11 protein-coding genes are annotated in these 12,292 nt (G+C 70.1%); 4 read left to right on the plus strand and 7 right to left on the minus strand.

All coding sequences use genetic code 11. The features are described 5' to 3' along the window. The first annotated feature begins 40 nt into the window (after window positions 1–40). A complete protein-coding gene (locus OHT77_RS17945) occupies window positions 41–805 on the plus strand; it encodes an alpha/beta hydrolase (protein WP_328829487.1) in 765 nt (254 codons plus the stop codon). Window positions 806–811: 6 nt separating this feature from the next. Here OHT77_RS17945 and OHT77_RS17950 read toward each other — a convergent pair whose 3' ends face one another. Further along, window positions 812–1,765: a LysR family transcriptional regulator gene (locus OHT77_RS17950; protein ID WP_328829488.1), complete on the minus strand. Its 954-nt coding sequence runs from the start codon at window positions 1,763–1,765 to the stop codon at window positions 812–814. Window positions 1,766–1,828: 63 nt separating this feature from the next. Between OHT77_RS17950 and OHT77_RS17955 the strand changes: the two genes are divergently transcribed. Next, window positions 1,829–3,100 (plus strand): MFS transporter, encoded by a 1,272-nt coding sequence (locus OHT77_RS17955; RefSeq protein ID WP_328829489.1) that lies wholly within the window; start codon window positions 1,829–1,831, stop codon window positions 3,098–3,100. Between the two features lie 682 nt (window positions 3,101–3,782). Continuing rightward, the gene (locus tag OHT77_RS17960; RefSeq protein WP_328829490.1) at window positions 3,783–4,802 is read left to right on the plus strand and encodes a sigma-70 family RNA polymerase sigma factor; all 1,020 of its coding nucleotides are present in this window, start codon (window positions 3,783–3,785) and stop codon (window positions 4,800–4,802) included. Here the strand turns inward: OHT77_RS17960 and OHT77_RS17965 are convergent. Beyond that, window positions 4,686–5,075: an STAS domain-containing protein gene (locus tag OHT77_RS17965; protein ID WP_328829491.1), complete on the minus strand. Its 390-nt coding sequence runs from the start codon at window positions 5,073–5,075 to the stop codon at window positions 4,686–4,688. The genes OHT77_RS17960 and OHT77_RS17965 overlap by 117 nt on opposite strands. A gap of 100 nt (window positions 5,076–5,175) precedes the next feature. Here OHT77_RS17965 and OHT77_RS17970 point away from each other — a divergent pair, with 100 nt between their 5' ends. Then, complete coding sequence (locus OHT77_RS17970; RefSeq protein ID WP_328829492.1) at window positions 5,176–6,096, plus strand: AEC family transporter; 921 nt, start codon at window positions 5,176–5,178, stop codon at window positions 6,094–6,096. 219 nt (window positions 6,097–6,315) lie between these two features. Here OHT77_RS17970 and OHT77_RS17975 read toward each other — a convergent pair whose 3' ends face one another. From OHT77_RS17975 to OHT77_RS17995, 5 genes are all read right to left on the minus strand, one after another. After that, window positions 6,316–7,599, minus strand: coding sequence for a thymidine phosphorylase (locus tag OHT77_RS17975; protein WP_328834267.1), 1,284 nt, complete (start codon window positions 7,597–7,599; stop codon window positions 6,316–6,318). A 91-nt stretch (window positions 7,600–7,690) separates the two neighbouring features. Further along, window positions 7,691–8,101 (minus strand): cytidine deaminase, encoded by a 411-nt coding sequence (locus OHT77_RS17980; protein WP_328829493.1) that lies wholly within the window; start codon window positions 8,099–8,101, stop codon window positions 7,691–7,693. Then, a complete protein-coding gene (locus tag OHT77_RS17985) occupies window positions 8,098–9,360 on the minus strand; it encodes an ABC transporter permease (protein WP_328829494.1) in 1,263 nt (420 codons plus the stop codon). Before OHT77_RS17985 ends, OHT77_RS17980 begins: the two co-directional genes overlap by 4 nt. Further along, window positions 9,357–10,484: an ABC transporter permease gene (locus OHT77_RS17990; RefSeq protein WP_328829495.1), complete on the minus strand. Its 1,128-nt coding sequence runs from the start codon at window positions 10,482–10,484 to the stop codon at window positions 9,357–9,359. Before OHT77_RS17990 ends, OHT77_RS17985 begins: the two co-directional genes overlap by 4 nt. Further along, window positions 10,481–12,172, minus strand: a complete 1,692-nt coding sequence (locus tag OHT77_RS17995) for an ABC transporter ATP-binding protein (RefSeq protein ID WP_328834268.1) — start codon at window positions 12,170–12,172, stop codon at window positions 10,481–10,483. Before OHT77_RS17995 ends, OHT77_RS17990 begins: the two co-directional genes overlap by 4 nt. Window positions 12,173–12,292: the final 120 nt, after the last annotated feature.

Consider the following 12,292-nt stretch of genomic DNA (forward strand, 5'->3'; position numbering starts at 1 on the left):
GAAGGGTGGCGTACACGCTCACTTCTGACACTGTTCTGTCATGGCACAGCAAGCGACGCCGGTCAGGACGGCCCGGCTGGGGAGAGCGCTCGGCCCCGAACCGACCTCGGTGAGCGGCGTGGTGCTGCTGCTCCCCGGCGGCGAGGAGGTCTCCAGCCGCAGGCCCTCCCCCATGATGGCGACAGCCTCCGTACGGACGTTGGGCCGCAGGCTCGCCCGCGCGGGCCAGACCGACGGGCTCGCGACGCACGTCGTCCACTACCGCTGCCGCGGCTGGAACGGCAGCGAGGCGTCTCTCGCGCACGACGCGACCTGGGCGGTCGAGGAGGTCGTACGGCGGTACGGGGACGTGCCCGTGTGTCTCACCGGCATCGACATGGGCGCCCGCGCGGCATTGCGCTCCGCGGGGCACGAGGCGGTGAACTCCGTTGTCGCGCTTGCGCCTTGGCTGCCCGAACAGGACGTCGCGGCGCCACCCGAACCGGTGAAACAACTCGCCGGGCGGCGGGTGTTGATCGTGCACGGCACGAACGACGAGCGGACCGATCCCGAGTTGTCGTTCCGGTTGGCGGCGCGGGCGAAGAAGGCGAACCGGGACATCTGTCGGTTCGAGGTGCATTCCGACGGGCATGCGTTGCATCAGCATCGGCAGGAAGTGCACGCGTTGACCGAGGATTTCGTGATGGGGGCGTTGTTCGGGCGGGCGTTCTCGCGACCGGTCGAGGACGCGCTTCAGGCTCCGCCGCCCTTGGGTCTGAGGATGCCGTTGGCTGCCGGGTTCGGGCGGTCGCTTCGTAAGGGCTGAGAGTCCCTACGTCGGTAGCAAGGTGCCCCTCTTGGACATCAGGAACTGCTTGAAGGCTGCCACCGGCGGGGTGTCCGGGTGGCCGTCCAGCCATGCGACGCCGATCTCTCTCACCGCTCTCGGGGCTGTGACTGTCAGCTCGGCAACTCCCGGGCGGGGTACGGCCGGTGGAGGGAGGAGGGCTACCCCTAGACCTGCGGCCACCAAGCCCCTCAGGGTCTCCGCCTCCTCGCCCTCGAAGGCGACTCGGGGCCTGAAGCCGGCTTCCTTGCAGACGTCGTCGGTGATGCGGCGGAGGCCGTAGCCGGGTTCCAGGGTTACGAAGGTTTCGTCGGCTGCTTCCGCGAGGCGGATGCGCTTGCGGGTCGCCAGGCGGTGGTCGGCGGGGACGACCAGGCGGAGTTTCTGTTCGTCGAGGCGGCGGGCCACCAGGTCAGGGGCGTCCGGGACCGGGGACGTCAGGCACAGGTCCAGCTCGCCCGCGCGCAATCGCTCCAGCATGGCCTCGCCGTAGTTCTGGACGAGGCTGAAGCGGACGCGGGGGTGGTCGGCCCGGAAGGCTCGGATGAGGCCGGGGACGGTCTCCGAGCCGAGGGTGTGGAGGAAACCGAAGGCGACCTTGCCCGTGGTGGGGTCGGCGTCGGCGCGGACCTCGTCGGCGGCCCTCTCGATCTCGGCGAGGGCACGGTCGACCGAGGTGAGGAAGGTGCGGCCGGCGGAGGTGAGGGAGACCGTACGGCCTCTGCGGGCGAACAGGTCGACGCCCAGGTCCTGTTCGAGGCGGACCATCGCCCGCGACAGGGTGGACTGCGGGACCTGCATCTCCTGCGCGGCCCGGGTGACGTGTTCGGTGCGGGCGACGCCGGCGAAGTACGCGAGGCGGGGCGCGAGCAGCGCGACGATGTCTTCTGTGTCACCGGACGGTGACAGGTGAGCCTGCGACCTCTGCTGATGCACCATGGGAACGATTATGGCGTTTCCGTGCATTGGACGGATGAGCGGGCGCGTACGTAGCTTCGACGCATGCCTTCCGCCGATACCGGGGCGTCCACGACCGTGGCCGCCACCCTCCCTGCCCCCGACTCCGACTCACGGCTGACGCCGGGTGGTCCCGGCTATCGCCGTATGAGCTTCGCGCTGTTCCTCGCGGGCGTGGCGACCTTCGCGCTCCTCTACTCCACGCAGGCCCTGCTGCCGTTGATCTCCTCCGGTTTCGCGGTGTCGGCGAGTGCGGCGAGCTGGACGGTGGCGGCGGCGACGGGCGGGCTCGCGTTGTTCGTCCTGCCGATGAGCGCGCTGTCCGAGCGTTTTGGACGTCGTACGGTCATGACGGCGTCGTTGGTCGTCGCGGTGGGCATCGGGGTGCTGGTGCCGTTCGCGCCGTCGCTGGGCGCGCTGGTGGCGTTGCGGTTCCTTCAGGGTGCCGCGCTGGCGGGGCTGCCCGCCTCGGCGACGGCGTATCTGGCGGAGGAGGTCCGGCCGAAGGCGCTGGTGACGGCGATCGGGCTGTTCGTGGCCGGCAACAGTGTCGGCGGGATGAGCGGCCGGGTCATCACCGGCTGGGTCGCGCAGGAGTGGGGCTGGCGGGTCGCGGTCGGGGTGATCGGCGTCATCGCGGTCGGCTGCGCGGTCGCCTTCCGGCTCCTGCTCCCCGCGCCTCGGCACTTCACACCGGGTTCGCTGCGCCCCCGCGTCCTGGCCCGCACGGTCCGCGACCACCTCGCGAACCCGCTGCTGTGCCGGCTGTACGCGATCGGCGCCCTCTTCATGACGGTCTTCGGCGGCGTCTACACGGTCATCGGCTACCGCCTCACCGAGGCCCCCTTCTCCCTCCCCCAGGGCCTCATCGGCTCGATCTTCCTGGTGTACCTGGTGGGCACCGTGTCCGCGTCCACGGCCGGACGGCTGGTGGGCCGGCTGGGCCGCCGGGGCGCGCTGTACCTGGCCGGCGGCACGACAGCAGCGGGCCTCCTCGTCTCCCTCGCCGACTCGCTCCCCCTCGTCCTGCTGGGCCTGGTCCTCATCACCGCCGGCTTCTTCGCGGGGCACGCGGTCGCGTCCTCGGCGGTCAGCAAGACGGCCACGACGGGGCGTGCACAGGCCTCCGCTCTCTACCAGTCCGCGTACTACATCGGCTCCAGCACCGGCAGCACGGTCGGCGCGATGGCGTTCCACGCGGGGGGCTGGGCCGGGACGGTGGGCATCGGAATCCTGGCGATCCTCGGCGTCGTGACGATCACCGTCCTCGGGTCACGGGCGGCTCGGGTGGAGCGGCGGGGCGTGGTTGCGGCCTGAGCCGTGGGGCGGGGTGTGGTTACGGGCAGCGCGGGTGGGCGGCGCCTGGCGGCCTGAGTCCGGGGCTTGGATGGGCTGGTTGCGGGCTGCGCGGGTGGATGGCCTGGCGGCCTGGGTCCGGGGCTTGGATGGGCTGGTGGCGGTGAGTTCGGGGCTGGCCAGCCGGGCGGCCTGAGTCCGGGGCTGGTGGCGGGCTGCGCGGGTGGGTGGCCTGGCGGCCTGAGTCCTTGGCTTGGATGGGCTGGTGGCGGTGAGTTCGGGGCTGGGTGGCCTGGCGGCCTGAGTCCGGCGCCCGGGCGGCTGCTCGATGCGGGCCGCGCCATTTTCAGCGCCGGTCGGCCATCCAGTACAGGCCGCTCCCACTCAGCGCCGGTCGGCCATCCAGTACAGGCCGCTCCCACTCAGCGCCGGTCGGCCTTCCAGTACAGGCCGACATACTCAGTCCCGGTCGGCCTTCCAGTACAAGCTGCTCCCACTCAGCCCGTCCGGCGTTTGAGGACGAGGTCCTTTCGGGGCCGATCGGGGGTCTGGGGGCGGAGCCCCCGGCTGCGTCCACATCAACACCCTGCGCCTCACAACCATCCTGACCTGCACGTTCATTCACTCCTCGCGCCATTGTCAGTGGGCTGCGCTACGTTGCGGGGTAAGGGAAGAACGGCCACAGGGGTGGGTGGGCGAGACCATGAGTGACAGCGTTGTGACTACGACGGACGACCTCGACGTCAGGCTGGAGAAGCACCGCGTCGAGCTGACCGGTTACTGCTACCGAATGCTCGGCTCCTCCTTCGAGGCCGAGGACGCCGTGCAGGACACCATGGTCCGCGCCTGGCGGAACTACGAGAAGTTCGAGGGCAGGTCCAGCCTGCGTTCCTGGCTGTACCGGATCGCGACGAACGTCTGCCTGGACATGCTGTCCGCGGGCAACAAGCGGGCCCGCCCCGTGGACCTCAGCGACTCCACCCCCCTCGCGCAGGCCGCGCTGTCCCCCCGCCCGGACAACACCTGGCTGGAGCCGATGCCTGACGCCCGCGTGCTGCCGACCGTCGCAGACCCCGCGGAGGCGGCCGTGGCCAAGGAGTCGGTACGGCTCGCGTTCATGGCGGCCCTGCAGCAACTGCCGCCGAAGCAAAGGGCGGTGCTGATCCTCCGCGAGGTCCTCGCCTGGCGGGCCACCGAGGTCGCCGAGCTGCTCGACACCTCCGTCGCGTCGGTGAACAGCGCGTTGCAGCGGGCCCGCGCGACCCTCGCCGAGCGGGACGAGAAGGCGGCCGACGCCGCCGTGTCCGACCCGCTCGACGAGGAGCAGCGCAAGCTCCTCGAGCGCTACGTCGCGGCCTTCGAGGGCTACGACATGGCCGCGCTCACCGCGCTGCTGCACGAGGACGCCATCATGACGATGCCGCCGTTCGACCTGTGGCTGACCGGCCACGACGACATCACCGGCTTCATGACGACACTCGGTTCCGCCTGCGAGGGCTCCCGCCTGATCCCGGTCCAGGTGAACGGCCTCCCGGGCTTCGCCCAGTACAAGCCGGACCCGGACACGGGCGGCTACACCCCCTGGGCGGTCCAGGTCCTGGAGATCTCAGACGGCGGGCTCACCGGGTTCCACTTCTTCCTGGACACCAAGCGCTGGTTCCCGCTGTTCGACCTGCCCCTCCACCTCGAAGCGGAGTCCGACGAGATCGAGGAGGGCGCGTAGCGCGGGAGCGGGTGAGCGCAGCCGTATCCGGCCTCCGGACCGGCGGGCGGTCAGCTGCAGGCGGGCCAGGAGGTCGACGGCGCCGAGCCCCGGTGGTCCGGGGCCGACGATCTCGACCAGGACCACTCCGGCACCGGTCGTCGTCTCCAGCAGTGCCCGTACCTCGGCGCACAGCTCCGCCACCTCGTCGGGGGTGACGGGGCGGGCCGGCACGAGTACAGCGGGTGTCTTGGCGTCCACGATCGGTAGACCGGGTGGGCGGGCGTAACTCATCGGGGGTGACCGCCTAGGTTTGCTGTATGCCCCACGGATCAGCCCCGCCCTGGATACCCGACGGCCTCTCGCGTGCGGACGGCTCCGCCGAGGGGGTGCCGTGCAGGGGGTGCTGACCGGGTTCGCGGTCATCGGGGTGGTCATCGCGGTCGGCTATCTGATCGGGGTGCGCGGGTCCCTCGGCGAGCACGGGCGTGACGTCCTGACCAAGCTGGCGTTCAACGTCGCGTCTCCCGCCCTGCTGTTCACGACCCTCGCGCGGGCCGACCTCTCGGTGATCTTCTCCAGCGGGCTGCTCGTGACGATGCTGAGTACGGCCGCGGTGGCGGGGCTGTTCGTCGTGGTGGGGGTCGTACGGGGGTGGGGCGTCGGCCGTACGACGATCGGGGCGCTCTGTTCGAGTTACGTCAATTCCGGCAACCTCGGGATTCCGATCTCGGTGTACGTCCTGGGCAATGCGTCGCTGGTGGCGCCGGTGATGTTGTTCCAGTTGGTGGTGGTGAGTCCGCTCGCGTTGACGGTCCTCGATCTGTCCGGGGCGGGTGAGAAGGGGCCGTTGTGGCTGCGGCTGCTGACTCCGTTGCGTAATCCGATCGCGCTCGGGTCGCTTGCGGGGGTTGCGGTGGCGGGGGCCGGGGTTCATGTGCCGGGACCGGTGATGAATCCGCTCACGCTGATCGGGAACATGGCTGTGCCGGCGGTGTTGATCGGGTTCGGGATCTCGTTGCGGGGAAGTTCCTTGCCGGGGCGGGGGGTTGAGCGGTGGCCGGTGTTGTTGTCCGTGGCGCTGAAGTCCTTGGGGCAGCCGGTGATCGCGTGGGTGTTGGCCGTGGTGGTGTTCGGTATGCGGGGGGCGGGGTTGCTTGATGTGGTGGTGACGTCGGCGTTGCCTGCGGCGCAGAACCTGTACACGTATGCGAGTCGGTATCGGGTGGGTGAGGGGTTGGCTCGGGACTCGATTCTGCTGTCCACGGTGTTGTCGGTGCCGGTGTTGGTTGTGGTTGCGGCGTTGCTTGGGTAGGGGCCGGTTGTTGTTCGTCTGCGGGTGCGTTGGGGCTGGTCGCGCAGTTCCCCGCGCCCCTGAATGCCGTCAGTCACCGGCGCCCAAAAGTTCCCGCCCGTCACCCCTCGGCCCTGAACAGCCTTACGGGAAACGGCACTTGCAAGTCCCAGGCAACGCGAAAGGGGCCGGAACCCAAAAGTCCCAGCCCCTCCCCCGTCACCAACTACCGGTCACCGACTAGGCGATGCGCTCCAGCACCACCGGCGATGCCTTGAAGTCCGTGCCCTCGGCGTCGATGTCGTAGGAACCCTGTACCGCATCCAGGGCGTACTCGAAGCGGTCCGGGGTGTCCGTGTGGAGGGTCAGCAACGGCTGGCCTGCGGTCACCGTGTCTCCCGGCTTGGCGTGCATCTCCACTCCCGCGCCTGCCTGGACCGGGTCCTCCTTGCGGGCGCGGCCCGCGCCGAGGCGCCAGGCGGCGACGCCGATGTCGTAGGCGTCGAGACGGGTGAGGACGCCGGATGCCGACGCCGTCACCACGTGCTGCTCGCGGGCCACCGGCAGCTCCGCGTCCGGGTCGCCGCCCTGTGCCGCGATCATCCGGCGCCAGACGTCCATCGCGGAGCCGTCGGCCAGGGCCTTCGCCGGGTCGGCGTCCTTCACTCCGGCCGCGTCGAGCATCTCCCGGGCCAGGGCGATCGTCAGCTCGACGACGTCGGAGGGGCCGCCTCCCGCCAGGACCTCCACCGACTCGCGGACCTCGAGGGCGTTGCCCGCCGTCAGGCCCAGCGGGGTCGACATGTCCGTGAGCAGGGCCACCGTCCTGACGCCGTGGTCCGTGCCCAACCCCACCATCGTGGACGCCAGTTCACGCGCGTCCTCGATCGTCTTCATGAACGCGCCGGTGCCGACCTTCACGTCCAGGACCAGGGAGCCCGTGCCCTCCGCGATCTTCTTCGACATGATCGAGGAAGCGATGAGGGGGATGGCCTCGACCGTGCCCGTGACGTCCCGCAGGGCGTACAGCTTCTTGTCCGCGGGGGCCAGTCCGTCGCCCGCCGCGCAGATCACCGCGCCGGTCGTGTCCAGGACGTGCAGCATCTCCTCGTTGGAGAGCAGGGCGCGCCAGCCGGGGATGGACTCCAGCTTGTCGAGGGTGCCGCCGGTGTGGCCGAGGCCCCGGCCGGACAGCTGCGGGACGGCCGCGCCGCAGGCCGCGACGAGCGGGGCGAGCGGGAGGGTGATCTTGTCGCCGACGCCGCCCGTGGAGTGCTTGTCGGCCGTCGGGCGGGACAGGGACGAGAAGTCCATGCGCTCGCCGGAGGCGATCATCGCGGCGGTCCAGGTGGCGATCTCGCGGCGGTTCATGCCGTTGAGGAGGATCGCCATGTTGAGGGCGGCCATCTGGTAGTCGGCCACGTCCCCGCGGGTGTACGCGTCGATGACCCAGTCGATCTGCTCGTCGCTCAGTTCACCGCGGTCCCGCTTGGTACGGATGACGGAGATGGCATCCATCGACACTTGCGCCATGGCTTGGCTTTCCTTCCGGACGTTCGGAAAATGCGCGGCCCCGCTGCGGGACAGAACCCAACTCAGCGGGGCCGCACGGGAGTTACTTGGTGAGATGGTCCGGCCCGAAGGCCTGCGGGAGCATCTCCGAGAGCGGCAGGATGCCCGCCGGTGTCTCCACCAGCAGAGCGGGGCCGCCGAACTCGTACAGCAGCTGGCGGCAGCGGCCGCACGGGACGAGGATGTCGCCCTTGCCGTCGACGCAGGTGAAGTGCGTCAGCCGGCCGCCGCCGGTGCGCTGGAGGTCGGAGACAAGCCCGCATTCGGCGCAGAGGCCGAGGCCGTAGGACGCGTTCTCCACGTTGCAGCCGGAGACCGTGCGGCCGTCGTCGACCCGGGCGGCGACCCCTACGGGATAGCCCGAGTACGGCGCGTACGCGTGGGACATCGCCTCCCGCGCCTCGGCGCGCAGTTCGTCCCAGTCCACGGCCGACTCGGCGGCGGGCGAGGTCACTTGCCCTGGCCCTTCCGGTACGGCAGGCCGTCCGCCTTCGGCATCCGCAGGTGCTGCGCGGAGAGCGAGAGCACCAGCAGGGTGACGATGTAGGGGCTGGCGCCGACCAGCTGGGTCGGGACGTCGTCGGTGGTGGCGTACCAGACGAACATCAGGGCCGCGACGACGGCGGTGGCGACGGCCGGGACGTAGCGCTTCTTCCAGATCATGTACGCGCAGCCGACCACCAGCAGGAAGCCGAGCAGCAGGATCAGGGCGTGCACGTTGGTGGAGCCGCCGCGCAGGTTGAGGCTGTCGGTGTAGCCGAACAGGCCCGCGCCGAGGGCGAGTCCGCCCGGCATCCAGTTGCCGAAGATCATCGAGGCGAGGCCGATGTAGCCGCGGCCGCCGGTCTGGCCGTCGAGGTAGACGTTGGACGCGACGATCGACAGGAAGGCGCCGCCGAGGCCGGCGAAGCCGCCGGAGATGATCACGGCGATGTACTTGTACTTGTAGACGTTGACGCCGAGGGACTCGGCGGCCACCGGGTTCTCACCGCAGGAGCGCAGGCGCAGGCCGAAGGCCGTGCGCCACAGGATCCACCAGGTGGCCGGGACGAGGGCCACCGCGATGACGGTGAGCGGGGAGAGGTCGGTGAACAGACCGCCGATCAGGCCCCCGAGGTCCGAGATCAGGAACCAGTGCTTCTCGTTGAGCTTGTCCAGCCAGGTGGAGAGGCCGGGGATGTCGAAGGTGCCCAGCGAGTCGATCGGCGGGGACTGCTTGGCGGAGCCCTGCTCGGTGTTGGCGAAGGTGAACTTCGACAGATAGCGGGTGGTGCCGAGCGCCAGGATGTTGATGGCGACACCGGAGACGATGTGGTTGACGTTGAACGTCACCGTGGCGATGGCGTGCAGCAGCGCGCCGAGGCAGCCGCCGATGATGCCGAAGACGATGCCGACCCACGGGCCCCACTGGTAGCCGGCCCAGGCGCCGAACCAGGTGCCGAGGATCATCATGCCCTCGAGGCCGATGTTGACGACGCCCGCGCGCTCGGCCCACAGACCGCCGAGACCGGCGAGGCCGATCGGCACGGCGGCCCTCAGGGCGGTGGACATCTGGCCGGTGGAGGTGATGCCGTCGGCGCCGGTGATGACGCGGACCAGCGAGGTGAGGATCAGGGCGCCCGCGATGATCAGCAGGAGCACGGGGAGCGAGAAACGGCGGCCGCCCTTGCCGGGCTGCTGCGCCTGCGGCTTGGCGATGGTCGCGGTACTCATCGGGCCGCCACCTCCTTCTTCTCGGAGTTGTTCCGGGCGGCAGCGGCGAGTTCCTCACCGACGCGCTTCTGCTGGCGGCGCAGGCCCCAGGTGCGGACGACCTCGTACGAGATGACGACCGCGAAGACGATCAGGCCCTGCATGATCGTGGCGATCTCCTTCTGGTACGCGACCGGGGTCGCGTAGTCCAGGGCGGGGGACGCCTTGTCGAGGAAGGCCCACAGGAGGGCGGCGAGTGCGATGCCGCCCGGGTTGTTGCGGCCGAGCAGGGCGATGCCGATCGCGGTGAAGCCGAGGCCCTCGGGGAAGGTGAGGCTGTAGGTGTGGCTGTCGCCGAGGAGCAGCGGCAGCCCGGCGAGGCCCGCGACAGCGCCGGAGATCAGCATCGCGGTGAGCGTCATGCGCTTGGCGTCGACGCCGGAGGCCGCGGCGGCCGACTCGGACTCGCCGGTGGCGCGCAGGTCGAAGCCGAAGCGGGTGCGGTTGAGGACGAGCCAGTACAGGACGCCCATGATCACGGCGAGGAAGACCAGGCCGTAGATCTCGCCGACGTCCGAGCCCAGGTCGATGCCCGGGATCCAGCCGGACTTCTTCATGATGCCGGTCGTCATGTTGTTGCCGACCTGCACGCCCCACGTGTTGGTCTGCGTGAGGTAGAGGATCAGGCTGGTGGCGATCGCGTTGAGCATGATCGTGGCGACGACCTCGCTGACCCCACGGGTGACCTTGAGGACGCCCGCGATCCCGGCCCAGAAGGCGCCGGTGAGGACGGCGACCAGGAGCAGCAGCGGCACCTGGAGGACGGCCGGCAGGCCCACGTGCGCGCCGACGACCGCGGTCATCACGGCGCCGAGGCGGTACTGGCCGTCGACGCCGATGTTGAACAGGTTCATCCGGAAGCCGAGGGCGACCGCCAGGGCGGCGATGTAGTACATCGACGCCTGGTTGACGATCAGGACCTGGACGTCCGAGTACCCGATCTGCTGGAGCATCAGGTTGTACGGCTCGATCGGGTTCTTGCCCGAGGCGAGCAGCACGACCGAGGTCAGCAGGATCGCCGCGACAAGCGCCATGACCGGTCCGGCCACGGCGAGGAGCACGCGCTCCTTGTCGAACTTCTTCATCGGGCCTCGTCCTCCGGGGCGGCGGTGTCGTCCGCGTTCTCTACGGTGCTGTCCGCGCCGTTGTCTACGGTGCTCTCCGCGCCGTCCGCTTCTTCCTCGACGTGCTCGAGGTGACCGGAGGCGGCGCCGGTCATGGCCGAGCCGAGTTCCTCGGGGGTGACGGTGGCCGGGTCGGCGTCGGCGACCAGCCTGCCGTCGTAGATCACGCGGAGGGTGTCCGACAGGCCGATCAGCTCGTCCAGGTCGGCGGAGATGAGCAGGACGGCCAGGCCGTCGCGGCGGGCCTCGCGGATCTGGTCCCAGATCGCGGCCTGCGCGCCGACGTCCACACCGCGGGTGGGGTGGGCGGCGATCAGGAACTTCGGCTTGTGGCTCATCTCGCGGCCGACGATCAGCTTCTGCTGGTTGCCGCCGGAGAGGGAGGCCGCGGTGACGTCGATGCCGGGGGTGCGGACGTCGTACTCCTCGACGATCCGGCGGGTGTCGGCCTGGGCGCCCTTGATGTCGAGCCAGAGGCCCCGGCGGCCGCGCGAGTTGGGCTTCTCGGTGACGTGGCCGAGGATGCGGTTCTCCCAGAGCGGGGCTTCCAGGAGGAGGCCGTGGCGGTGGCGGTCCTCGGGGATGTAGCCGATGCCCTTCTCGCGGCGCTTGCGGGTGGCCCACGGCGTGATGTCGTCGCCGAGGAAGCCGATGGTGCCGGAGTCGGCGTTCTTCAGGCCGATCAGCGCGTCGATCAGCTCGGTCTGGCCGTTGCCCTCGACGCCGGCGATGCCCATGACCTCACCGGCGTGGATGGTGAAGGTGACGTCGTCCAGGACGCGCTTGGCGGTGCCGCCGACGGCCGCGTCGCCCAGCAGGCCGCCGGCCGTGGGCTCGGAGTCGGCGCCCAGGGAGGCGCCGCCGGCCGCGTAGACGGTGAGGGCCTTGACCTCGATGACGGGGGTGTCGGTGACCGTGGACTCCGCCGTCTCGGGGGTGGGGAGTTCGCTGCCGACCATCATCTCGGCGAGCTGACGGGGGGTCGTCGCGGAGGGGACGGCCGTGCCGACGGTGGTGCCGCGCCGGATGACGGTGATCTCGTCGGCGACGGAGAGGACCTCGCCGAGCTTGTGGGAGATGAAGATGACCGCGAGGCCCTCGGACTTCAGCTCGCGCAGGTTGCTGAAGAGGGCGTCGACCTCCTGCGGCACCAGGACGGCGGTGGGCTCGTCCAGGATCAGGGTGCGGGCGCCGCGGTAGAGGACCTTGAGGATCTCGACGCGCTGGCGCTCGGCGACGCCGAGGCTCTCGACGAGGACGTCCGGGCGGACGTTCAGGCCGTAGCGGTCGGAGATCTCCTTGATCTTCTTGCGGGCGCCGCCGCCGATGCCGTGCAGTTTCTCGCTGCCCAGGACCACGTTCTCCAGGACGGTGAGGTTGTCGGCGAGCATGAAGTGCTGGTGGACCATGCCGATGCCGCGGGCGATGGCGTCGGCGGGGGACGAGAAGGTGACCTGCTCGCCGTCGACGGCGATGGTGCCCTCGTCCGGCTTCTGCATGCCGTAGAGGATCTTCATCAGGGTCGACTTGCCGGCGCCGTTCTCGCCGACGAGGGCGTGCACGGTGCCTTTGCGGACACTCAGGTGGATGTCGCTGTTGGCGACGACACCCGGGAAGCGCTTGGTGATCCCCACCAGCTCGACCGCGATCGTCGACCGATCGCCGAGTGGAGGGTTGCTGGACGCGTCGATGGCGAACTCTCCTCGTGGAAAGGGGCCTCTCTACGCGCGTAGCGCCCCTGCTTTAAATAGTGCCCGGACCTGATCGTT

It is taken from the genome of Streptomyces sp. NBC_00252 (genome assembly GCF_036187565.1).
In the GTDB taxonomy this organism is placed as follows: domain Bacteria; phylum Actinomycetota; class Actinomycetes; order Streptomycetales; family Streptomycetaceae; genus Streptomyces.

Excerpts from the sequence above, each read along its gene's own strand:
- OHT77_RS17945 (WP_328829487.1), top strand. The coding sequence starts at position 41 with ATGGCACAGCAAGCGACGCCGGTCAGGACGGCCCGGCTGGGGAGAGCG.
- OHT77_RS17950 (WP_328829488.1), bottom strand. The coding sequence starts at position 1,765 with ATGGTGCATCAGCAGAGGTCGCAGGCTCACCTGTCACCGTCCGGTGAC.
- OHT77_RS17955 (WP_328829489.1), top strand. The coding sequence starts at position 1,829 with ATGCCTTCCGCCGATACCGGGGCGTCCACGACCGTGGCCGCCACCCTC.
- OHT77_RS17960 (WP_328829490.1), top strand. The coding sequence starts at position 3,783 with ATGAGTGACAGCGTTGTGACTACGACGGACGACCTCGACGTCAGGCTG.
- OHT77_RS17965 (WP_328829491.1), bottom strand. The coding sequence starts at position 5,075 with ATGAGTTACGCCCGCCCACCCGGTCTACCGATCGTGGACGCCAAGACA.
- OHT77_RS17985 (WP_328829494.1), bottom strand. The coding sequence starts at position 9,360 with ATGAGTACCGCGACCATCGCCAAGCCGCAGGCGCAGCAGCCCGGCAAG.
- OHT77_RS17990 (WP_328829495.1), bottom strand. The coding sequence starts at position 10,484 with ATGAAGAAGTTCGACAAGGAGCGCGTGCTCCTCGCCGTGGCCGGACCG.